Raw genomic sequence first — 22154 nt, 5'->3', positions numbered from 1 at the left:
ATGATGGAGTCGTTTGATCTCTATATTAACGGGCAGTTCGAGCCGGGCGCGGCGCGCTTTGACTCGCTGAACCCGGCGACCAGCGAACCCTGGGCCAGCGTGGCCGAGGCGCACGAGGCGGAGGTGGATCGCGCGGTGGAGGCTGCCTGGCAGGCGTTTCACCGCCCCGAATGGCGCAATATGACCGCCGGCGCGCGCGGCAAACTGCTGCTGAAACTGGCGGATCTGGTGGAGGCCAACGCGGCGGAGCTGGCACGGCTGGAGACGCTGGACAGCGGTAAAATCATCCGCGAAACCCGCGCGCAGATCGCCTATGTGGCGGAGTATTACCGTTATTACGCCGGGCTGGCCGACAAGATGGAAGGGCACGTGCTGGCGATCGATAAACCGGATATGGAAACCTGGGTGCGCCGCGAGCCGGTCGGGGTGGTGGCCGCGGTGATCCCGTGGAACAGCCAGCTGTTTTTGTCGGCGGTGAAGATTGGTCCGGCGATCGCCGCAGGCTGCACGCTGGTGGTGAAAGCCTCCGAGGCCGCCCCGGCGCCGCTGCTGGCCTTCGCCCGCCTGATCGATCGGGCCGGTTTCCCGCCCGGCGTGTGCAATGTGATCACCGGTTTTGCCGAACGCTGCGCGGCGCCGCTGACGCGCCATCCCAAAGTAGACCGCATCGCCTTTACCGGCGGCGCGGAAACGGCGCGCCATATCGTGCGCAACAGCGCCGAGAACCTGGCCAGCACCTCGCTGGAGCTGGGCGGTAAATCGCCGTTTATCGTCTTTGAGGACGCCGATCTGGACAGCGCCGCCAACGCGCAGGTGGCGGCGATTTTCTCGGCCTCCGGCCAGAGCTGCGTTGCCGGCTCGCGCCTGCTGGTGGCGGAAAGCGTCAAGGACGCGCTGCTGGAGCGGCTGCTGGCGAAGGTGCGCACTATCGTCATCGGCTGTCCGCAACAGCCGGAAACCCAGTTCGGCCCGCTGTGCACCGCGCGGCAAAAGGCGCTGATCGAACAGGTGGTCGAACGTTCGCTGGCGCAGGGCGCCCGGCGGCTGACCGCCTCGCAGCCCATCGACGGCCCCGGTTTTTACTACCCGCCGACCATCCTGGACTGCAGCGACTGCCCGCAGGCGGAGAGCGTGACGCGCGAGCTGTTCGGCCCGGTGCTGTCGGTGCTGAGCTTCCGCGATGAAGCCGAGGCGATCGCCCTGGCGAACGCCACGGAGTACGGGCTGGCGGCCGGGGTGTTTACGCAAAACCTGACCCGCGCCCACCGGGTGACCCGCCAGCTGCGCGCCGGCGTGGTGTGGCTCAACACTTACCGCGCCGTTTCACCGCTGGCGCCGTTCGGCGGCTACGGCCAGTCCGGCTTCGGCCGCGAAGGCGGCATGGAGGCGGCGCTGGAGTACACCACCAGCAAAACCGTCTGGTTACGCACCAGCGATGCGCCCATCGACGATCCCTTCGTGATGCGCTAGCCGTCCCGCTTCCCCTCCCCGCTGCGGGGAGGGGCTGCCTTACCCTCTACCCGATAAAAAATATAACGGTGTAAACCGGAGGATGTTATGCGTTCTCAAACACAACCAAGCGGCCTGATCGAGGATAAATCCATCGATTATGTGCCGGCCTCGGAGCGCCACGGCGAGGTCAAAAGCCTGTTCACCCTGTGGTTCTGCACCAATATCGCGCCGCTGGCGGTGGTGACCGGCGCCATCGCCACCCATACGTTTGGGCTGAATATTCTGTCGGCGATGACGGCGATTATCGCCGGGCATATGTTCGGCGGCGTCTTTCTGGCGCTCACCTCGGCGCAGGGGCCGCAGGTGGGCATTCCGCAGATGGTGCAGAGCCGCGCCCAGTTCGGCCGCTACGGCTCGCTGCTGGTGATCGCCTTTACCACGGTGATTTATCTCGGCTTCTTTATTTCGAACATCACCCTGTCCGGCAAGGTGATCAATAACGTCCTGCCGGCGCTGCCTGTCCCGTACGCCACGGTGCTGGGGGCGCTGTTGGCGACCGCCATCGGCGTGGTCGGCTATAGCTTTATCCATAAAATCAACAAGCTGGGCGCCTGGATTATGGGCGCGGCGCTGCTGCTCGGCATGGCGGTGATGCTGACGCAGCCGCTGCCCGGCGATTTCTGGCTGCGCGGACGTTTTTCGCTGAGCGGCTGGTTTGCGACGTTTTGCATCGGCGCGGTCTGGCAGATCAGCTTTTCGCCGTATACCTCAGACTATTCGCGCTACCTGCCCGCCGAGGTGGGGATCCGGCGGCCGTTTCTCTATACCTGGCTGGGCGCCTGCTGCGGCACAATCCTGGCGTTTCTGTTCGGCATGGTGGCGGTCAATCTGGTGGGCGGCAACGTTGAGGCGATGGCGGCGGTGCGGCAGGCCACCGGCTGGCTGGGGCCGGTGCTGATGGGGCTGTTCCTGATCAATATCATCTGCCATAACGGCATGAATCTCTACGGCGCGGTGCTGTCGCTGATTACCGCGGTGCAGACCTTTATGCCGCGCTGGCAGCCCAACGCGCAGGTGCGGGTGCTGTTTTCCGCACTGGTGCTGCTCGGATCGGTGCTGGTGGCGCTGGCGGCGTCGGCCAATTTCGTCAGCTTCTTTATCAATCTGATTCTGGCGCTGATCGCGGTGCTGATCCCGTGGTGCATGATCAACCTGATCGACTTTTACCTGATCCGCAAGCAGCGCTACGATATCGAGGCGATTTTCCGCGCCGACGGCGGCCGTTACGGCCTGCTGAACGGGCGGGTGCTGGCGGTGTATTTCGTCGGCATCGTGGTGCAGCTGCCCTTTATGGAGAACGCCTTTTTCAGCGGGCCTTATTCGCAGCTGGTTCCCGGCGCGGATATCTCCTGGGTGATCAGCCTGGTGGTCACTGGCCTGCTGTATCCGCTGTGCTGCTGGCGCAGCGATCTCCGCCTGGCGGCCGCGCCGCGCGAGTAAGCGTTTACCGGAGCCGGGCGTTACAGGCCCGGCGCTTTCCACAGCGAGGTGGTCAGTCCGTGGTCCACCAGCGTCAGCTGGTCGGCGTACACCTCCAGCCAGTTCTCTTTCTGCCGCTGATACAGCGCATGGTGCTCCGCGTTGGGCTGATACTGGCACTCCCAGCGCACCAGACGTTCGCCGGTGGCTGCCAGATCGTCGAACAGCCCGGCGCCGACGCCGGCGGCGATGGCGCAGCCCAGCGCGGTGGCTTCTTTCACCACCGGCACCCGCACCGGCAGCCCGGTGACGTCGCTGAGGATTTGGCTCCACAGCTTGCCTTTCGCACCGCCACCGGCAAACACCAGCGCCGGCGGCTGTACGCCGGAAAACTGCGCGATCTGCGCCAGGTTGCAGGCGGCGACGATCGCCGCGTTCTCCTCCAACGCGCGGAACAGCGTCTGCTTGTTACAGCGCTGCGGATCCAGCGACATATTGATAAAGGAGGGCGCCGCGTGGTACCAGCTTTTAAAATGCATGGCGTCGGAAAATATCGGCGTCACGCCGTAGGCGCCGGGCGGCACCCGTGCCGCCATCTCCTCCAGTAGCGTATAGGCATCGACCCCCAGCCGTTCGGCCAGCAGTTTCTCCTCGGCGCAGAAGGCATCGCGGAACCAGCGCATGGTCAGGCCGGTGAAAAAACTGATCGCTTCGGCCTGCGCCATTCCGGGGATCACATGCGGGTTAATACGGATATTCATCGCCGGATCGGTCTGCGGCTGCGGCAGATTGACGATTTGCTGCCAGAACGTGCCGCCCAGCACCGCGGTTTGCCCGGCCTGCACAACCCCCAGCCCCAGACAGCCAAGCTGCACGTCGCCGCCGCCCATCACTACCGGGGTGCCGGCCGCCAGGCCGCTTTGCCGCGCGGCCTCGTTGGTGACCCGCCCCAACTGGCTGCCGGTTTCCCGGACCGGCGACAGCAGATCGGCGCGCAGGCCGGCCATATCCAGCAGCGCCGGCCGCCAGTCGCGACGGGCTAAATCCAGCATGCCGGTGGTGCCGGCGTTAGAGGGATCCACCGCCAGCTCGCCGCTGAGACGGTTGGCCAGCCAGTCGCTGATCATGGTCATCGTTGCCGCCCGGCGGTAGATGTCCGGGCGATGGTGCGCCAGCCACAGCAGACGCGGCATGGCGCTCAGCGCCAGCGTCTGGCCGGAGTAGCGGTAAACTTCCTGCTCAAACTGATGGTTATGCAGCGCCTTCAGATCGCTGACCTCACGGCTGGCGCGGGCGTCGACGTTGGCGCAGGCCCAGACGGCGTCGCCGTTGCGGTCGTACAGCACAATGCCTTCGCGCATTGAGCAGCAGGCGACGGCGCGGATGTCGCCCGGCCCGGCGTCGGCGCGTTCAAGCGCCTGCTGAATGCAGCGGCAGGTGAGCCGCCAGTTATCGGCCAGGTCGAACTCCATGGAGCCGGGCACGTCCGGCAGCGCCAGATGTTGCCACTCCGCCTGTCCGTAAGCGATTTGTCGGCCTTCCAGATCGAAAATCACCGCCCGAATGCTGCCGGTCCCTGCGTCTAATGCCATCAACAAGTTGCGCATAATTCACACTCTTCGCCAGCCAGATCTTAACTATAGATGGCGTTACCGGGCGGCGAGGGGGCGGAGACGGGGGCGCGGTGACAGAACTGTGAGGCGCGCTGCAAAATCGGCGGGGCGGGGCGGCAATCGCGGCGCGGGCGCCTAGGATTGGGGAGTCAACCCGCGCATTTTAAGGAGCCGTTATGCACGTCACGCTGGTGGAAATCAACGTTAAGCCGGATAAGGTGGAAGAGTTTATCGAGGTGTTTCGCGCCAACCATCTGGGGGCGCTCGCCGAACCGGGCAATCTGCGCTTTGACGTGTTGCAGGATGAAACCATCCCGACGCGTTTCTATATTTACGAAGCCTACCGCGATCAGCAGGCGGTGGATGCGCACAAGCAAACTCCGCACTATCTGCAGTGCGTGGAACGGCTGGAGGCGCTGATGACCGGCCCGCGCAAGAAAACCACTTTTATCGGCCTGATGCCGGCGTAAAAAAACGGGCAGCTGTGTTGCCGCTGCCCGTGTCAGGTTAACGCTGGCTGGCGTAATGCGGCGAGCGTGGCCCGTACAGAATTGCGCCGTCATGGCCGGCGGACAGCAGACGGGTGTTGGTGATAGCGCCAACATCGAAGCCTTTGTCGCTGAGCGTATTGGCGATTTGCGCGATGGCCGCGTTGATCACCATGCCGAGCAGGCCGGCGCCGCTGTTGTTGCTGTTCTCGTTGCTGGAAGCGGTAGCGCTGCCCGACCACAGCGCTTTGCCGTTACGCAAATCGAGCAGGCGCGCGTTTACGGTCACGCGGGTTTCGCTGTCGATCACCCGATAGCTGGTGCCGTACTGCACAATGTCCAGATACAGCACCGCGTCGGCGCCGAAGATCTGATGCAGCTTCTGCAGACTGACGGCGCGGATATCGTTTGCATTGCTCAGGCCGTTTTGCTGGAAGGTTTCCTCAACCACCGCGACCGGGAACACGTAATAGCCGGCTTCAGCCAGCGGCAGGGTAGCGGTGGACAGCACGCTGTGGCTGGCTTTGACATCCGGTGACTGGTTGACCGGCGGCGGTACCAGAATCGAGGCCGGCTTGCTTTCGTGAAATGCCGCATAATCATACGGCGCTTTCTTGGCGCAGCCGCTCAGCAGCAGAACCGCTGTAGCGGCAACTAAACCGAGTATCCGTTTCATTTAAAACTCCCTTTATCCTTGGCCATCAGGAAATCCATAAATCTGGCGGATTCCGGGAACAGGCGTTTTTCCGTATTGAATTCGGTAAAAGCCTGATCCGGACGGCCGCTTTTGGCGTACAGCAGACCCAGCTGCGCATGCAAGCCGGGCGGTACCGCCTTATTTTTGGCGCGGGAGGTTTCAACGGTCTGGTTCAGCGTCGCGATCTGTTGTTCCGTGCTAAGGCCATCCTGTTGATAATACTGATAAAGTGTAGTCTGATAATGATCCCAATTGTACAGCGTTTTCGGCGCGGCGCAGCCGGCCAGCAGGGTTGCTGCCAGCAGCACCCCACTTATATTTTTTATGGTCATTGTTGCACTAATCCGTTAGTTGGTCGGGCGCCATGCGCCGCTTTCGATGCCGTTGACTAAATTGTTCACTGCTTCGCGTACGGCCAAATCCAGTACTTTGCCGTTCAGGGTCGAGTCATAGCTGGCGGTGCCGCCAAAACCGATGATCTCACGGTTAGACAGGCTGTATTCGCCGGCGCCCTGGGTGGCGTAAACCACCTCGGAAGTCTGAACGTTCACTACATTCAGATTTACCTTGGCATATGCCACCTGCGATTTACCGCGGCCGAGAATGCCCCATAGCTGATGATCGCCCACTTCTTTGCGGCCGAATTCGGTCACGTCGCCGGTGATCACGTAGTTGGCGCCTTTCAGCGTTTGTTTTTGCCCCTTCAACCCGGCTTCGGTCTTCAGCTCAGCCATATTGGCGCGATCGAGCACGTTAAAACGGCCGGTCTGCTGCAGGTGAGTGATCAGAATGGTTTTTGACTGGTTGCCCAGGCGATCCACGCCGTCGGAGAAGATGCCGTTCATATAGCTGGAACGGTTATCAAATTTACCGACGGCGATCGGGCTACGTGGCCCCTGATAGTGGCTTTGGTAGGAAGCCACTTTCGGCACGTCCAGTGAACGGGAAGATTCTGTTGCACAGCCGGCCAGCAACATGGTGGAAAGGGCAAGAGAACCCAATACGAGTGATTTTTTCATAGAAATGAAATCTCTCCTTGATGATAAAACACGGCAGCTTTGCCAATGATGAATGTCAAAAATCCGGCGATCGCTGGCTTTCAACGCGCGTATTCTAGCAGAAGCCGCAGGGGGTTAATCGTCGGAATAACGTGGATGAATAAAATAAATTCCTTCACCTCTTCATGGATATACGTTATCTTGCTCATCAATTAGGTAACACTATCAACCAATTTCACTTTGTCATCTATTCAACCAAGGAAGATAAATACCGTGGAGATCCGTGATTTTCGGGCGTTGTCGCGCCGTCTGGTGCGTGAACTGGGGATGTTGAACAAGCAGAGCAACGGTTCGCGCTTTTCACCGTTGCAGATTCACCTGATGATTGAAATCAAGGAACAGCCGCTGGGGGTGATGGAGCTGGCGGCCAAACTGTGCATCGATAAGGCCAGTGCCAGCCGGGCGCTGCGTTCGTTGGTCAGCGCGCAGATGATCGAGACGGTTGAACACCCGAATGATAAACGCCACAGCCTGCACCGTCTGACCCGGCAGGGGAAACACACGCTGGCGCTGATTGACAGCGATGCCGATAACTTTATGCAGGCGGCGCTGGCGCAGTTGGACGATGATGAACGGGCGGCGACGGTGGCGATGATGCGTAAGTTCAGCGGCGCGCTGGCCGGCGCGCGCAAGCAGCGGCAGGCCGAACTGCGGGTGCGGCCGATTTGCGCCGCAGACGATGCGGCGATGGCGCAGCTGATCCGCGACTGTTTCCGTGAATACGGTATGGACACCATGGAGGGCGTCAGTCTGCACGATCCGGATCTGGAGCGGCTGACTGAGGTGTATCAACGCAGCGGCGGTCATTACTGGGTGGTGGAACGGCAGGGGGAAATCGTGGGCGGCGCCGGCATTGCGCCTCTGCTTGGCGGCGAAGCGGATTACTGTGAACTGCAAAAGCTGTTTTTCAAACCCGAAATCCGTGGCTTGGGGATGGCGCGTTACATGGTGGTGCAGGCGATGCGCGCGGCGCGGGCCGCCGGTTACCGCTACTGCTATCTGGAAACTACCGAACAGCTAAAAGAAGCGCTGGGGCTTTATCAGTCGCTGGGCTTTACGCTGCTCAGCGAACGGCGCGGCGCGACCGGTCATCACGGCTGTTCCATCTATATGTTGAAGCCGCTGTAAGGGGCTCTTTCCCTGCGCCAGCCTGGCGCAGCAACGCAAAAGGCGGCTTACGCCGCCTCTTTGCATCTCAGACTCAAACGATTAGTTATAGATAATCGCGGTGCCGTGCATTTTGTTGTTACCGGTTGTCGAGGTGATCTGGAAGGATTTTGCCCCGGCTTTATCGGCTTCTGCCGCCAGTTTGTTTTCCAGGCTGGTCAGGTTGGTTGCGCCGCTGGCGTTAACCACGCCGACTTTCTGCATATTGGCTGGCTGGCTGTCTACCAGTTCTGCGGCAAAGCTGCCGAATGATACGGTGGCAAGGGCTACGGCGGCGATGGTCATTTTCAGGCTTTTCATAATCTTCTTTCCTATCACAAGTTGAATATGGTTGTTGTTTCGCGGAGCGTTAAATTAATTAACGATCGATAATTTAATGTTAGTGTGACCCAGGTCACTTTGCAAGCATTTTTTTAATGTTCATTAATTAAATGGTGTCGGCCGAGCTTGCGGCGGCCGGCGCCATTCAGCATGAATGGCTGGTAATGTATTGTTATAAAATTATTTTTCCCTGGTGTTGATGGCGTCTGTTGGCGTTGGAGAACTGACATTCCACGGCATGCGGCAGTGAAATTGCCGTTCAGGGCCATCAGCCGTTACCGCCAGCGCGGCGTTTTATCACAACGGCAGGCTGCGACAGCACGACCATCCCGCCGGTGTTAAAAGGGCGGGAGCTGCTATCACGGTGAGTTATTTTATTTATTTCAATTGATTATGTTTTTATGAAGGTGTACCAATAACAACGTTGGCGTTGGCTGCGGTATTAGATAACGTTCGATAACTAAATGTTAGTCGCTTCTCGACGCCGTCGCAATATTTTTTTATAATGAGCGTTAATTTAATTTGGCGGCGCAGACGCGGCGCGCAAGATGAGAGGGATTATGACTATCAAAGAAGAGGTCGCTGCAAAGAAAACCCGCGGCAGACCGAAACAGTTTGATCGCGACCTGGCACTTGACCGCGCACTGGAGCTGTTCTGGCGTCACGGTTATGACGCCACGTCATTGGCCGATCTGGTCGAGGTCACCGGCGCCAAAGCGCCGACGCTGTATGCAGAGTTCGGCAATAAAGAGGGGATGTTCCGCGCGGCGGTGGAACGCTACCTGAGCAAATACACCACCTGCACCAACCAACTGCTTGAACAGCCGCAGCCGATCGCCGAAATCATCGATGCCTATGTGCGCTCCTCCGCGGAAGTGTTTACCGATCCGGAAACGCCGTCCGGCTGCTTTATGGTGTGCGCCTCCGCTGCGCTCTCCTCGTCGTCGGACGACGTCGCCCAGATGCTGCTGCGTAAGCATCATGCGCAGGAAGCCAGCCTGAAGGCCTGTTTCGACCGCAAGGTGCAGCAGGGGGAACTGCTGGCGAAAACCGACACCGCGCTGCTGGCGAAATATGTGATGTGCACCATTGAAGGCATGTCGGTGCAGGCGCGTGAAGGGGCGAGCCGCGCCGAGCTGCTGCGCCTGGTAGATACGCTGATGATGCTCTGGCCGCGCCTGAGCCAGGTGGGCAACCCGGTCTGAGCCTGCCCCGCGCAGTCAGCGCGGGGAAAGCGCCATATGCAGCAGCGGGTAGGGGTTGCCCTGGCCGTCCAGCGGTGAGCGTCCTGTCACCACAAAGCCGTAGCGCTGGTAGAAGCCTACCGCCTGCGGGTTTTGCTCGTTCACATCCAGCACCAATCCGTCGTGGCGCGCCTGCGCATGGTTCAGCAGTGCGCTGCCGACGCCCTGGCCGCGCTGTCCGGCATCGATAAACAGCATCTCCACCTTATTATCATCCAGCGCGATAAAGCCGCTGGGCCGCCCGGCGCTCTCCGCTACCCAGACGCCGAGCAGCGGCAGATAGTGCTCGACCAGCGGCTTGAACTCCGCCATCTGTTTTTCACCGATAAAGTGATGGGTGGCGCGTACCGAACGCTGCCAGATCGCCACCAATTGCGGATTGTCCGCCGGAATACGTTCTCTGATCGTTATCATCCCTGCCTCCTGGGGTAAACTGGCCTAAATGTACGCTGAAATAGCCCGCAACGAAAATCTCCCGGCGACGCCGCAGAAAAAATTTACGGAAAAATTCGCGTAATCGCTGAATTTTTGAGACTTTTACGCGTGATTGTGCGATGAAATGCGTTTTACACTGGCGAAAAGCAAAAATCCTTTTGTATCCTTGATGGTTGAAGCATCAGCTTTGACGATTTTGGACAGTGCGCGGCAGGCGATTGCCGCGCCGTGACCCCTATTGAGGTGATATGAACGAGTCATATGTACTTGCTGAAGTCAGTAATGATAACCAGACGCTGATGGCGGTGGTTCAGCAAGATCACCGGGCTGCCTATTTTTATATTTATCCCGCTGACGCCTTCAGCGAGCGTTTTCAGGTGCGCGCCTGCTGGCTGCGCAATCTGGAGGCCGCGCCGCAGCAGGAAGACCGCGCCGCGCTGGAGATGGGGCAGCCGCCGATGCTGGCCGCTGAGTTTTGCCGCAACCTGGAAGGTGAAGCGCCGCTGCAGCCGGACGGCCTGCAGGTTATCTGGAACGAGAGCGACGACGGCGCGGCGCTGTGGTATTACGGCCAGCTGCTGGCGGTGATCCCCGGCTGGAGCCTGTATATCGACCATTCGGTCTGCTATTCGGCCAGCTGCATTAAAGAAAGCCCGCTGGCCTACCCGCTGGGTTCCGCCTCCACCAACACGCAATATGCGCAGGCCGAGGCCACCCGCCAGTTCTGGCGGCGCTGGCAACGTGAAGAGGGCAACCCGTGGCCGACCATGCAAAGCGAGTATATGGCGCGCTATGAGCAGCATTTCGGCCCGTCGGTGAAGTATTACGCCATCGATCAGGGCAAGTGGCCACCGATGGCGATCTCCCAGCACGAGCGCGACGGCATCTACTATTTCCTCACCATGGGCGTCAGCATCCGGCCGATGCCGTGGATGGAGATCCTGTTTAATGACGACGCTTCCCTGTACCGGCGTATCGAGCTGGGGATCGCCATCGACGGCCAGTATATGACCGAAGAGAACGCGGTGCAGATGGCCAGCGCGCTGGCCGGCGTGGCGCACGTGCCTTGGGCGCAGATTACCTGGTTCGGCGAAGGGCATACGCTGGCGTCGGAAGTGGCGCCGCAGGGCTATGAAGGCTATCTGCTGTCGTCGTCGTTTTATCCGCACCAGCAGTACCTGACGCTGCCGCAGCAGCAGGGCGACCCGGTCAATCTGCTGTGGGCCAGCCCGGTGTTTGCCGGCGAGCGCGAGCTGGCGCAGGCAACGCCGAACGGCGGCCATGAGCTGGTCAGCCGGCTGCGCGAGCAGGGCGTCGATCACATCTTCCGGCCGCGCCAGCCGCTGGCGTGAGCAGGTTAACCCACGGATTAAGAGAGCGCTAATGAAGCCAGCATTATTGATTATTGATGTGCAGAAGGGACTGTTTGTGCCGCCGCCGGCGGATGCCGATGCGGTGATTGAGCGGATTAACCAGCTGAGTGCGCGGGCGCGTCAGTCCGGCGTGCCGGTGATCTTTGTCCAGCATCAGACTGCCGATCGGGAACTGGCGCATGGCAGCGACGGCTGGCAGATTGAGCCGCGTCTGCAGGTGGCAGACACCGATCTGCGGGTGGAGAAAACCACCCCGGATTCTTTCCTGCGCACCAATCTGCAGGCGTTGCTGGAGCAGCACGGCGTAACGCAACTGGTGATTTGCGGCTACTCCACGGAGTACTGCGTGGACAGCACCACGCGCCGCGCGGCCGGCCACGGCTACCCGGTGGTGCTGGCGGCGGATGCACACACCAGCCATGATAAAGCGCACGCCAGCGGCGCCTGGATCCGCAATCATCACAATGCGGCGCTGTCGGGTATGAAAAGCTTCGGCGTGCCGATCCGCGCGCTGCCCGCGGCGGAGATTCAGTTCTGAAATGAAGCGGAGCGCCGCCGGCGCTCCGTTTTACCTCACAGGCCGCCGCGTCGCGCCGCCACGTTGGCCAGCGCCGACCAGTCCAGTTCACCCTCACCGTGGGCGATGGCATCCAGAAAATTATCTTTCAGCACGCTGGCGAACGGCATCGGCGTATGGCTGTTGCCGCCGGCCTCCAGCGCCAGCCCCACGTCTTTCATCCCCAGCGTCAGTTTAAATCCCGCCGGCTGATAGTTCTCCTCGGCGATCAGCGCGCCGTAGCCCTGATAGGCCGGGGCGGAAAACAGGGTGCCGGTCAGCATCTGCAGATAGTCCGCGCCGGATACGCCGTGATTGCGCACCAGCGCGCTACCTTCCGCCATCGCCTCAATGGCGCTTGCCAGCGTGAAGTTGGCGGCGATTTTGACGATATTGGCCTGTTCCGGCCGCTCGCCGAAAGGCCAGGTGCGCTGCCCCAGCACGTCGAACAGCGGCTGCACCCGCGCCAGCAGGGCCGGGTCACCGGCGGCCAGAATATTCAGCCGGCCGGCAGCGGCAACGTCGGGACGGCCGAGCACCGGCGCTGCCAGATAGCCGATATTGTGCTGCTGATGCAGTTCTGCCAGCCGCTGCGCCAGCGCCACGGAGATGGTCGCCATATTGACGTGCGCCGCGCCGGGGCGCATCTGCGCCAGCAGGCCGCTTTCCACCACCACCTGTTCCAGCGCTGCGTCGTTGGCCAGCATGGTGATCAAGATATCAACCTCTGCCAGATCGGCGGGCTGCGCCGCCAGCCGTGCGCCGGCGTCGACCAGCGGCTGCGCCGCCTGCGGTGAACGGTTCCACACCGTCAGCGGGTAACCGGCCTGCAGCAGATTATGGGCCATGGCGCGGCCCATACCGCCCAGCCCGGCAAATCCGATTTTCATCATGCGCTCCTGTTGTGAGTTGACAGCTTAACCCTAGCGCAGCGCGGCGGGAACGCAACGCCGGCAATGTAACGTTTTCCTACCGGGGAAAAGGGCGGCGCAGAGGTGCGCCGCCGGCGGGGAGTATTACTGCGCGTCGGTGATCGGTTGTTTCACCACCAGCAGGTAGGAGAGCGCGCCGATCAGGGTAAAGCAGGAGCACAGGGTCAGCGCCAGGCTGAACGAGTGGGTGGTATCGAGGATCCAGCCGGTCACCACCGGCGCGAACGAGGCGAAGATAAAGCTGGCGAAGTTCTGGATACTGCCTACCGAGGCGGTCATGCGCGAGGTGACCGATACGTGGATCAGCCCCCAGCAGGAGGTGCCGGCAAAGTGGATGCAAAACAGTGCCATGCCGATCAGCGTCACCGCGCTGGTGGTGGTGGTGGCCTGCGCCACCACCGAGGTAAAGGCGGCGGACAGCAGCATCCCGGAGACGATGCACAGCTTGCGGCTTTTGACCGGCTCCATGCCGCGTCTGACTAAAAAGTCGGTCACAAAACCGTTGGACAGCATGCCGGCGGCGCCGAACAGAAACGGAATGGCGGCCAGCAGCCCGGTGCTTTTCAAATCCAGGTGGTAGGTGGTCTGCAGGTAGCCGGGCAGCCAGGCGAGATACAGCCAGGCGGTGTAGTTGATGCCGCTGAAGCCGATCATCATGCCCCACATGGTGCGGTTTCTGAACAGCGAGCGCCACTCTTTAAAGCTCATCGGCTCCCGGCGTGCGCTGACGCTGCCGGCGTTGAGGTAGCTCTGCTCCTGCGCGCTGAGGTCGATGTCCTGGCGGTTGCGGTACAGCATGTACCAGCCGATGGACAGGGCGATGCCCAGCAGGCCGATGGTGATAAACATGCCGCGCCAGCCGAACATCAGCATCATGGCGGTGAGGATCGGCGGGCTGATCGCCAGGCCGACGGTGGAGGCGGCGTTGAAAATGCCCATCGGCATACCGCGCTGTTTGATGTTGAACCAGTCATTGATCACCTTGACGCCGCAGGGGTTCATCGGCGCTTCGCCGATGCCCAGCCCGATGCGCACCCAGATAAACTGGGTAAAGTTCTGGATCATGCCGGACAGCGTCTGGAACAGCGACCAGATGAACATGCCGAGGCCCAGCATAATGCGCGGCCCCTTGCGGTCCAGCAGCGGGCCGCAGGGCAGTTGGGCGAGGCCATAGGCCAGCGAAAAGGCCGACAGCAGCAGGCCGATTTCCGTACCGCTCAGCCCCATCTCTTCGCGGATGGTGGAGTTGGCGACCGACAGCGAACTGCGGTCGAGAAAGTTAATGATCGCGGCTAAAAACAGCAGCAGCATTGCGGTGGTCTGAATTTTCTTGATGCGCGCGGAACGCACCAGCGCGCCGTCGGGAGGCATGGGAACGATCGAATCGGCCGCGTCCGGCTCTGCGGCCGTCGGGCGGGTAGCGGTATGAGTTTTTTCCATCATTGTCTCCAGAATTCCACGTTAATAATATTTATCGTTGGGGGCCCGGGATGCAGGGAATGCTTGGTCTGACCGCTAATCAGCCTAAATGGCGCATTTCGCGTCCGAATCCGGGGAGATCGGGTTCCGTGCGGCAGATAGGCTTTTACGGTTTTTTATCGGTTTTTTATTACCGAGCGGGCGTCAGGAGACGGTGTGGGCGAGGGAGCGGATCATCGATTGTTTGGCGCTGTCGAGGTGGCGGTGCAGCGCATGGGTGGCCTGCTGGTCGTTGCGGCAAATCAGCGCGCTGAGAATCGCCATATGCTCCTCAATGGCGATGATATTACGCTGCTTGAGGTCGCTGGCGTCCCACTGATAGTGGAAATGGAAGATGACCGAGATCACCTCCAGCGACTGGTTGAAGAACGGGTTATTGGCGGCGGAGAGGATCAGGCGGTGGAAGTCGCTGTCCAGCGCGGAGAACTGCCGGTAGTGCAGGCTGATATCGTCACGCAGCTCACGGTGGCGGCGCAGCAGCTCTCTGGCCTGCAGCCAGCGCGCATCGTCAGCCGGCAGGTTGAGAAAGCGCGACAGCGCATGGGTTTCCAGTATCTGGCGCAGTTCGAACAGCTGTTCGGCGTAATGCTGGTCGAAGGTTTTCAGGCACCACTGCCCGCGTTTGACGTTGTCGACTAGTTGGTAGCGGCTCAGGCGCAACAGAAATTCCCGCACCACCGCCGGGCTGACGTTCATCTGGCGCGCCAGCTGCAGCTCGCTGAAACTGTCGCCGGCGCGCAGCTGTTGCTGGTTAATCAGCTGGAAAAACGCCCGTTCAAAGCGTTCGTTCTGCGCCTCCGGCGACTGCTCGCGGCAGTCGAAACACTCCTCCTCCTGCGGCAGACGGGCGATGACATAGCCGTCGGCCTGCGGCGCCAGTACGCCGGTTTGTTGAAAGTGGGCCAGCGCGTGGCGCACCGTGGTGCGGCTGATGTTGTACATCTCGGCCAGCGCGGCCTGAGAGGGCAGCGGCGAGGTCAGATGGCCCCGTGTCATGCCGTCAATCATCTGATTGATCACCATCTGCCGCAGGTTTTGTGTTCTGCTCATCACGTCTCTCGGCGGTTTTTTCCGGCATTTAAAACCAATTTAAAGCGGTTTATTTTGGACTGAGTCACACTTCCTTATGCTGAAGTCCTGGCGTGGGCGTTTTTTATTGAATAACAAACGCCAGATCACGGGAGGAGTCATTATGGCCACAATGAATACATTGATTTGTCAGCAGCCGAAGCAACTGGTTTATCAACAGCGCCCGGTGCCGGAACCGGCGGCGGGCGAAGCGCTTTTACAGATACACACCGTCGGCATCTGCGGCACCGACATTCACGCGTGGGCGGGGAATCAGCCGTTTTTCGCCTATCCGCGCGTGCTGGGCCATGAAATTTGCGGCCATATCGTCGGCCTGGGCGCGGACGTTGCAAACTGGCGGGTCGGGCAGCGGGTGGCGGTGATGCCTTATCTGTCCTGCGGCAGCTGCGGCGCCTGTCAGAGTGGCCGCGGCAACTGCTGTGAAAATATTTCGGTGATCGGCGTGCACCAGGACGGCGGTTTTTGCGAATACCTCAGCGTGCCGGTCAGCAACCTGCTGGCGGTCGACGATCTGGCGCCCGAAAGCGCCGCGCTGATTGAACCGTTCGCCATCAGCGCCCATGCGGTGCGGCGCGCGGCGGTGGCGCCGGGCGAGCAGCTGCTGGTGGTGGGCGCCGGGCCGATCGGGCTGGGGGTGGCGGCGATTGCCCACGCCGACGGCGCGCAGGTGGTGGTGGCCGATACCAGCGCGGAACGCCGCGCCCATGTGGCGCAGGTGCTGGGGGTTGCGACGCTCGATCCGGCGGACGCCGGCTTTGACGCTGCGCTGCGCGCGCAGTTTTCCGGCATGCTGGCGGCCAAAGTGATTGACGCCACCGGCAACCGGCTGGCGATGAACAACTGCGTCAACCTGATCCGCCACGGCGGCAGCATTGTGTTCGTCGGGCTGTTCAAAGGGGAGTTCAGTATCGACGACCCGGAGTTCCATAAAAAAGAGACCACCCTGATGGGCAGTCGCAACGCGACGCATGAAGATTTCGCCAAAGTGGGGCGGCTGATGGCGGCGGGTAAAATTCGCGCCGAGATGATGCTGTCGCACCATTTTGCCTTCGACACCCTGGCCGAATGCTATGAGCGTGACGTGATCAACAACCGCACGCTGATCAAAGGAGTGATTCACTTCCACAAGTAATGCTGCTTTTCGCCCGGCTATCCGGGCGATACATCACGCCGTCGTCACCTCCCCACCATAAAACCATCATCCCAATGTCATAAATTTATCCCTAAATAGGTGCCCATCACGAATCGCCAACCTAATGAGATACGGCATATGGCTCAGGCACTGTTAAAACTGGCACCGAGCGAATTCCCGCCCGTGCAGACCCGTACGCGGCGCAAAGTTCTGGAAGTGAAAGGATTGGGCAAAGCCTATAAGGCGCAGCAGCGGGTGCTGGACGATATCAATTTTTCTCTGCACGCCGGCGAGTTTGTGGCGGTGATCGGCCGCTCCGGCGCAGGGAAATCGACCCTGCTGCACACCCTGAACGGCACCATTCCTTCCAGCTGCGGCGAGATGCTGCATATCGATCCGCAGGGCGTGGCGCAGGACATCGCCCAGCTGTCGGCGCGTCAGATGCGCAGCTGGCGCGCCCGCTGCGGCATGATTTTCCAGGATTTTTGCCTGGTGCCGCGGCTGGATGTGATCACTAACGTCTTGCTGGGGCGGCTCAGCCACACCTCGACGCTGAAATCCTTCTTCAAAGTCTTCGACGACGCCGACCGGGCGCGCGCCATTGAACTGCTGCAGTGGCTCAATATGCTGCCGCACGCCTTGCAGCGGGCGGAAAACCTGTCCGGCGGCCAGATGCAGCGCGTGGCGATCTGCCGCGCGCTGATGCAGAACCCGCAGATTCTGCTGGCCGATGAGCCGGTGGCGTCGCTGGATCCGAAAAACACCCGGCGCATTATGGATGCGCTGCGCAAAGTAAGCGAAGACGGCATCGCGGTGATGGTCAACCTGCACTCGGTTGAACTGGTGAAAGAGTACTGCGGGCGGGTGATCGGCATTGCGCAGGGCAAAATCATTTTTGACGGCCACCCGTCGCAGCTCGACGAACAGATTCTGCAGCAACTGTATGGCGAGGAAGTCAGCCAGATCCATTGATCGCCGGAGAGCGGCTTGTGCATTTTTACCGTTACTTTTACACACACAGGGTTATGAGATGATGAAAAAAATAGCGATGCTGAGCGCGCTGGCAAGCGGCGTGCTGATGGCCTTCGGCGCGGCGGCGGCGGATGCGCCCAAAGAGCTGAATATGGGCATTCTCGGCGGGCAGAATGCCACCCAGCAGATTGGCGACAACCAGTGCGTGAAGCAGTTTTTTGATAAGGAATTGGGCGTAGACACCAAACTGCGCAACTCCTCCGACTATTCCGGCGTGATCCAGGGGCTGCTCGGCGGCAAGATCGATATGGTGCTGAGCATGTCGCCGGCGTCGTTCGCCTCGGTATACCTCAAGGATCCGCAGGCGGTGGATCTGGTGGGGATCGCGGTTGATGACGTCGACAACTCGCGCGGCTATCACTCGGTGGTGATCGTCAAGGCCGACAGTCCGTATCAAAAGCTGGCGGATCTGAAAGGGAAATCCTTCGGCTTTGCCGATCCGGATTCCACCTCCGGCTTTTTGATGCCGGATCACGACTTTAAAAAGCAGTTCGGCGGCAACGCGGATAACCAATACAACGGTTACTTCTCCAGCGTGACCTTCTCCGGCGGCCACGAACAGGACATTCTCGGCGTGGTGAACGGTCAGTTTGACGGCGCGGTGACCTGGACCTCGATGATCGGCGACTACAACAGCGGCTACACCAGCGGCGCCTTTACCCGCCTGATCCGCATGGACCAGCCGGATCTGATGAAAAAGATCCGCATTATCTGGCAGTCGCCGCTGATCCCGAACGGCCCGATCCTGGTGCGCAGCGCGCTGCCGGTGGAGTTCAAAACCAAACTGGTCGCCGCCATCAAGAAGCTGGATAAAGAAGATCACGCCTGCTTTGTGAAGGCGATGGGTGGCAAGCAGCATATCGAAGACACCACGCTGGCGGAGTACCAGCCGGTGATCGACCTCAAACGCGCGCTGGCGAAGGGCGAGCGCTGATTCTCTTCCGTACTCCGGCGTCTTGCACGCGCCGGAGTACGGACAGCCATTTTTTTACGACGGATGGACATCCACGTTGAATACCGATTTTGCGCATTACTATCAGCGGATCCGCAGCAAGCAGAAGCGTGAAACGCTGCTTTGGTCGCTGCTGCTGGTGGGGCTGTACCTCGGTGCCGGTACGCTGGCCGAGTTCAATCTGCATACCGTCTGGGTGTCATTGCCCAACTTCTTCGATTATCTGGCGGAAACCGTGCCGGTGCTGCACTGGCGGCTGCTGTTTGCCGATGGGCATACCGAAGGATCGCTGGCGTACTGGGGTTACCGGCTGCATATCCAGCTGCCGCTGCTGTGGGAAACCCTGCAGTTGGCGCTGGCGGCGACCCTGTGCTCGGTGCTGGTGGCGGGGGCGCTGGCCTTTCTGGCGGCGAATAACACCCACAGCCCGGGGTGGCTGCGCTTCGCCATCCGCACGTTGGTGGCCTTCCTGCGCACCATGCCGGAGCTGGCCTGGGCGGTGATGTTTGTGATGGCGTTCGGCATCGGGGCGATTCCCGGCTTTCTGGCGCTGGCGTTGCACACCATCGGCAGCCTGACCAAGCTGTTCTATGAGGCGCTGGAAACCGCGTCGTCGAAGCCGGTGCGCGGCCTGGCCGCCTGCGGCGCCACTCCGCTGCAGCGCATGCGCTTCGGCCTATGGCCGCAGGTGAAGCCGGTGTTTATGTCCTACAGCTTTATGCGGCTGGAGATCAACTTCCGTCAGTCGACCATCCTCGGGCTGGTGGGGGCGGGCGGCATCGGCCAGGAGCTGATGACCAATATTAAACTGGACCGTTACGATCAGGTCAGCATGACGCTGCTGCTGATTATCGTGGTGGTGTCGCTGCTGGATTACAGCTCCGGCAAACTGCGTCAACGCGTGGTGGAGGGCGGAAAATAATGTTCGAGCAAACCGTAAGCACGGAACGGCTGCACACGCTGCGTCAGCAGCACCGGGAGGTCTTCAGCCAGCAGCGGCGCTATCTGCGCACTCTGGCGCTGGTCGGCGCGGGGTTTGTGCTGTACTACCTGCTGTTTTTCCACTTCTTCGGCATCTCCTGGCCGCAGTTTCTCACCGGCTGCCAGCAGCTCGGTCGCTACTTTATGCGCATGTTCGTCTGGCATGATTTTCTTAACTGGCCGTTCGGCTACTACTTCCAGCAGATCTTTATCACCCTCGGCATTGTGTTCGCCGGCACGCTCACCGCATCGTTGATTGCGCTGCCGCTGTCGTTCTTTGCCGCGCGCAACGTGATGGCCACGCCGCTGCTGCGGCCGGTCGCCGCCGTGGTGCGCCGTTTGCTGGACGTATTACGCGGCATTGATATGGCGATCTGGGGGCTGATCTTCGTGCGCGCGGTGGGCATGGGGCCGCTGGCCGGGGTGTTGGCTATCGTGATGCAGGACGTCGGGCTGCTGGGCAAACTGTATGCCGAAGGGCACGAGGCGGTGGAAAAATCGCCGGGGCGCGGCCTGACGGCGGTGGGGGCCAACGGCCTGCAGAAGCACCGTTTCGGCATTTTTACCCAATCCTTCCCGACTTTTCTGGCGCTGAGCCTGTATCAGATTGAGTCCAACACCCGTTCGGCGGCGGTGCTCGGCTTCGTCGGCGCCGGCGGCATCGGCCTGGTGTATGCGGAAAATATGCGGCTCTGGAACTGGGATGTGGTGATGTTTATCACCCTGATGCTGGTGGTGGTGGTGATGACGATGGATAAAATCTCCTCGCTGCTGCGCAACAAATATATCATCGGCGAAGATATCCCGCTGTACCAGGCGAAACGCCAAATCGATTGAGAAACCACGCGCCTGTCCCTATACTGCCGCACTTATTCTGACGTGCGGCAGTCGTTTTACCCGCCGCACGTCATCCGATTACCCGTTAAAGGCAATGCCATGATTAACAATGACGTCCTGCGCAGCGTGCGTTACATGCTGAAAATCAACGACGTAAAAATGGCGGACATCGCCAAACTGGACGGTTTCGACGTTGACGCCGCAGCGATGGGCGCTTACATCATCAAGGAAGGCGAACCGGGCTTCCAGAAGTGTCCGGATGAGGTGATGGGGCATTTCCTCAACGGCCTGGTGTTCTTCAAGCGCGGCAAAGACGATAAATTTCCGGCACCGCCGCTGGAGCTGCCGATCACCAATAACCTGGTGTTGAAGAAGCTGCGCGTGGCGTTTGAACTGAAGGACGTCGACCTGTTCCAGATTTTCACCGCGGTGGATTTCCGCATCTCCAAGCCGGAGCTGAGCGCGCTGTTCCGCAAGCCGGGCACCAAAAACTATCGTCCGTGCGGCGATCAGATGCTGCGTTACTTCCTGAAAGGGCTGGCGCAGCGGGTGCGCGGCGAGTAACGCGCGCGGAATACGGTATCTCGGCGCCTCCTGTGGGAGGCGCTTTTTTTTTGCGGCGCGCTAGTTGAGCGGCTGCAGATGGCGCAGTTCAATATAGCCGCGCGTCTTGCCCATCGGCGGCTGGTTGGCGGCATCATAGAGTGCGACCTGCACCCAGTCGGCGTTGACCTGCCTGATTTGCACCAGTGGCCGGTCGCCGGAGAGTTGGGCGACGGCCTCGGCGCTGCTATCGGGCGCGGCTCTGAGCACGGCGCCGCCGTCGTCCGCTTTTAGCTGATAGCTGAGCAGCCAGGGGTAGGACTGACAGCCGCTTTGCTTTTCCAGTTGTTCAATATCGAAAGGCTGCGGCGCTTTGGGCGTAAACGCGGCCTTTTGCGCCTCATAAAAGTCCAGGCCGCACTCGTTATATGCGGTTGACTCGCTAACCTTCAGCGTACCGTAATACTCCACGTGCCCCTGCCGCCGGGCGATAAACTCCGGGTGATCCTGCTGCAGCCGTTTGAGATCGAGAGCGGGCTGGCGCAGGTTGATGACTTTTCCCTTGGCGGCCGACGACTCATCCGGGAAGAAACGGTATGTCAGCTGCGGCTGATTGACGTCTTCATGCCAGATAGGCAGCCAGTAGGCCTGCAGCACGCCGTTGAACGTCTGCGCTTCGGCCAGCGCCGGCTGCACGCCGAGGGACAGCAGCAGGGCGAGCATCAGTTTTTTAATCATAATCCCTCCGAAGTGGTGCAGCCAGAATAGCAAGATTTGATCGTCAGGCTGAAATTACTGATTCCTTTGCTGGTGATAAAGTTTTGCAGCTCTTTTAACTTTTTGACGCTGTTGCCGACAAAATCAACTCCCCTGGATGAGCCAATCAGCAGGCATCCGTCGGTATCGCGGGGGAAGTTGCCGTTGTGAATTAAGATATTGCGGGATTCAGGGACGGTCGCATTAAACAGCAGCGGGACAGGATTATAGGGGCTGACCGTAGGAATACTGCTGTAATGCCATTTTATCGAATAATTCCCCTCGGGAATTCTTTTCCTTTGGTGTGATTCTTGAGTATCAGGCCCGGGTCTTTCTAAGAAGTATCCTTTAATAGAGCTGCCGGTGATCTCATAGCTGCTTATCGTTGAGTTATCTGTTTGCCAGGTGCGGGTAATGATAATTGTATGCTTTGCCATAATTAATATCCTTATTTATATACCTTGTCCTGTGGGGTGATGATTTCCTGATGCTTTTCTAGAGGGGGTGTTACTATAACAGGCTAACAACTGAATGAAAA

24 protein-coding genes are annotated in these 22154 nt (G+C 60.3%); 13 read left to right on the top strand and 11 right to left on the bottom strand.

Going from position 1 to position 22154, the window contains the following annotated elements; genetic code table 11:
- Both HF675_RS16930 and HF675_RS16925 read left to right on the top strand, forming a co-directional pair.
- Nucleotides 1-1470 (top strand): aldehyde dehydrogenase, encoded by a 1470-nt coding sequence (locus HF675_RS16930; protein ID WP_187043472.1) that lies wholly within the window; start codon nt 1-3, stop codon nt 1468-1470.
- Between the two features lie 87 nt (nt 1471-1557).
- Nucleotides 1558-2952 (top strand): cytosine permease, encoded by a 1395-nt coding sequence (locus tag HF675_RS16925; protein WP_105230257.1) that lies wholly within the window; start codon nt 1558-1560, stop codon nt 2950-2952.
- A gap of 20 nt (nt 2953-2972) precedes the next feature.
- On the opposite strand, the gene lsrK is transcribed toward HF675_RS16925, so the two are convergent.
- Entirely contained in the window at nt 2973-4538 is a 1566-nt protein-coding gene (lsrK, locus tag HF675_RS16920; RefSeq protein ID WP_187043471.1) for an autoinducer-2 kinase, read from the bottom strand.
- A 182-nt stretch (nt 4539-4720) separates the two neighbouring features.
- Here lsrK and lsrG point away from each other — a divergent pair, with 182 nt between their 5' ends.
- Nucleotides 4721-5014, top strand: a complete 294-nt coding sequence (gene lsrG / locus HF675_RS16915) for a (4S)-4-hydroxy-5-phosphonooxypentane-2,3-dione isomerase (RefSeq protein ID WP_187043470.1) — start codon at nt 4721-4723, stop codon at nt 5012-5014.
- A 37-nt stretch (nt 5015-5051) separates the two neighbouring features.
- Here the strand turns inward: lsrG and HF675_RS16910 are convergent, their stop codons facing one another.
- Genes HF675_RS16910 through HF675_RS16900 form a run of 3 tightly spaced genes read right to left on the bottom strand, consistent with a single transcriptional unit; the run spans nt 5052 to nt 6748 of the window.
- Entirely contained in the window at nt 5052-5708 is a 657-nt protein-coding gene (locus HF675_RS16910) for a DUF799 domain-containing protein (protein ID WP_105230260.1), read from the bottom strand.
- Nucleotides 5705-6061, bottom strand: a complete 357-nt coding sequence (locus tag HF675_RS16905) for a DUF4810 domain-containing protein (protein ID WP_187043469.1) — start codon at nt 6059-6061, stop codon at nt 5705-5707. Before HF675_RS16905 ends, HF675_RS16910 begins: the two co-directional genes overlap by 4 nt.
- Before the next feature lie 15 nt (nt 6062-6076).
- Nucleotides 6077-6748: a CsgG/HfaB family protein gene (locus HF675_RS16900; RefSeq protein WP_105230262.1), complete on the bottom strand. Its 672-nt coding sequence runs from the start codon at nt 6746-6748 to the stop codon at nt 6077-6079.
- 252 nt (nt 6749-7000) lie between these two features.
- Between HF675_RS16900 and HF675_RS16895 the strand changes: the two genes are divergently transcribed.
- The gene (locus HF675_RS16895) at nt 7001-7915 is read left to right on the top strand and encodes a bifunctional helix-turn-helix transcriptional regulator/GNAT family N-acetyltransferase (RefSeq protein WP_187043468.1); all 915 of its coding nucleotides are present in this window, start codon (nt 7001-7003) and stop codon (nt 7913-7915) included.
- A gap of 81 nt (nt 7916-7996) precedes the next feature.
- Here HF675_RS16895 and HF675_RS16890 read toward each other — a convergent pair whose 3' ends face one another.
- Entirely contained in the window at nt 7997-8254 is a 258-nt protein-coding gene (locus HF675_RS16890) for a YdgH/BhsA/McbA-like domain containing protein (RefSeq protein ID WP_111737521.1), read from the bottom strand.
- A gap of 581 nt (nt 8255-8835) precedes the next feature.
- Here HF675_RS16890 and HF675_RS16885 point away from each other — a divergent pair.
- Nucleotides 8836-9480 carry a TetR/AcrR family transcriptional regulator gene (locus tag HF675_RS16885; RefSeq protein WP_105230265.1) on the top strand — a complete coding sequence of 215 codons (645 nt, stop codon included), beginning with the start codon at nt 8836-8838 and terminating at the stop codon, nt 9478-9480.
- Nucleotides 9481-9495: 15 nt separating this feature from the next.
- Here HF675_RS16885 and HF675_RS16880 read toward each other — a convergent pair whose 3' ends face one another.
- Nucleotides 9496-9933: an acetyltransferase gene (locus tag HF675_RS16880; protein WP_187043467.1), complete on the bottom strand. Its 438-nt coding sequence runs from the start codon at nt 9931-9933 to the stop codon at nt 9496-9498.
- Nucleotides 9934-10202: 269 nt separating this feature from the next.
- Between HF675_RS16880 and HF675_RS16875 the strand changes: the two genes are divergently transcribed.
- Nucleotides 10203-11306 carry a suppressor of fused domain protein gene (locus HF675_RS16875; RefSeq protein WP_105230267.1) on the top strand — a complete coding sequence of 368 codons (1104 nt, stop codon included), beginning with the start codon at nt 10203-10205 and terminating at the stop codon, nt 11304-11306.
- Between the two features lie 31 nt (nt 11307-11337).
- On the top strand, nt 11338-11865 hold the full coding sequence (locus HF675_RS16870) for a cysteine hydrolase family protein (RefSeq protein ID WP_160027795.1): 528 nt from the start codon (nt 11338-11340) through the stop codon (nt 11863-11865).
- A gap of 35 nt (nt 11866-11900) precedes the next feature.
- Here the strand turns inward: HF675_RS16870 and HF675_RS16865 are convergent, their stop codons facing one another.
- The 3 genes from HF675_RS16865 to HF675_RS16855 form a co-directional block, all read right to left on the bottom strand.
- Nucleotides 11901-12773, bottom strand: coding sequence for an NAD(P)-dependent oxidoreductase (locus tag HF675_RS16865; RefSeq protein ID WP_105230269.1), 873 nt, complete (start codon nt 12771-12773; stop codon nt 11901-11903).
- Between the two features lie 126 nt (nt 12774-12899).
- Complete coding sequence (locus HF675_RS16860) at nt 12900-14186, bottom strand: MFS transporter (RefSeq protein ID WP_370569845.1); 1287 nt, start codon at nt 14184-14186, stop codon at nt 12900-12902.
- A 252-nt stretch (nt 14187-14438) separates the two neighbouring features.
- Entirely contained in the window at nt 14439-15344 is a 906-nt protein-coding gene (locus HF675_RS16855) for a GntR family transcriptional regulator (protein ID WP_187043466.1), read from the bottom strand.
- Between the two features lie 142 nt (nt 15345-15486).
- Between HF675_RS16855 and HF675_RS16850 the strand changes: the two genes are divergently transcribed.
- From HF675_RS16850 to HF675_RS16825, 6 genes are all read left to right on the top strand, one after another.
- On the top strand, nt 15487-16515 hold the full coding sequence (locus HF675_RS16850) for a zinc-binding alcohol dehydrogenase family protein (RefSeq protein WP_187043465.1): 1029 nt from the start codon (nt 15487-15489) through the stop codon (nt 16513-16515).
- A gap of 138 nt (nt 16516-16653) precedes the next feature.
- Complete coding sequence (phnC, locus tag HF675_RS16845) at nt 16654-17487, top strand: phosphonate ABC transporter ATP-binding protein (protein WP_105230273.1); 834 nt, start codon at nt 16654-16656, stop codon at nt 17485-17487.
- 61 nt (nt 17488-17548) lie between these two features.
- On the top strand, nt 17549-18481 hold the full coding sequence (phnD, locus tag HF675_RS16840) for a phosphonate ABC transporter substrate-binding protein (protein ID WP_187044762.1): 933 nt from the start codon (nt 17549-17551) through the stop codon (nt 18479-18481).
- A 76-nt stretch (nt 18482-18557) separates the two neighbouring features.
- Nucleotides 18558-19421 (top strand): phosphonate ABC transporter, permease protein PhnE, encoded by an 864-nt coding sequence (phnE, locus tag HF675_RS16835; protein ID WP_105230274.1) that lies wholly within the window; start codon nt 18558-18560, stop codon nt 19419-19421.
- The gene (gene phnE / locus HF675_RS16830) at nt 19421-20317 is read left to right on the top strand and encodes a phosphonate ABC transporter, permease protein PhnE (protein WP_187043464.1); all 897 of its coding nucleotides are present in this window, start codon (nt 19421-19423) and stop codon (nt 20315-20317) included. The genes phnE (HF675_RS16835) and phnE (HF675_RS16830) overlap by 1 nt, the downstream gene beginning before the upstream one ends.
- Nucleotides 20318-20416: 99 nt before the next feature.
- Nucleotides 20417-20881 carry a DUF1456 family protein gene (locus HF675_RS16825; RefSeq protein WP_105230276.1) on the top strand — a complete coding sequence of 155 codons (465 nt, stop codon included), beginning with the start codon at nt 20417-20419 and terminating at the stop codon, nt 20879-20881.
- A gap of 60 nt (nt 20882-20941) precedes the next feature.
- Here the strand turns inward: HF675_RS16825 and HF675_RS16820 are convergent, their stop codons facing one another.
- Nucleotides 20942-21598: an SH3 domain-containing protein gene (locus tag HF675_RS16820; RefSeq protein WP_105230277.1), complete on the bottom strand. Its 657-nt coding sequence runs from the start codon at nt 21596-21598 to the stop codon at nt 20942-20944.
- Entirely contained in the window at nt 21595-22053 is a 459-nt protein-coding gene (locus tag HF675_RS16815; RefSeq protein WP_187043463.1) for a DUF5675 family protein, read from the bottom strand. The genes HF675_RS16820 and HF675_RS16815 overlap by 4 nt, the downstream gene beginning before the upstream one ends.
- Nucleotides 22054-22154: the final 101 nt, after the last annotated feature.

It is taken from the genome of Serratia sp. JUb9 (assembly GCF_014298095.1).
In the GTDB taxonomy this organism is placed as follows: Bacteria; Pseudomonadota; Gammaproteobacteria; order Enterobacterales; family Enterobacteriaceae; genus Serratia_B; species Serratia_B rhizosphaerae.
Note: the sequence above shows the minus strand (reverse complement) of the source record. Positions and strands in the feature narration are given on the sequence as shown.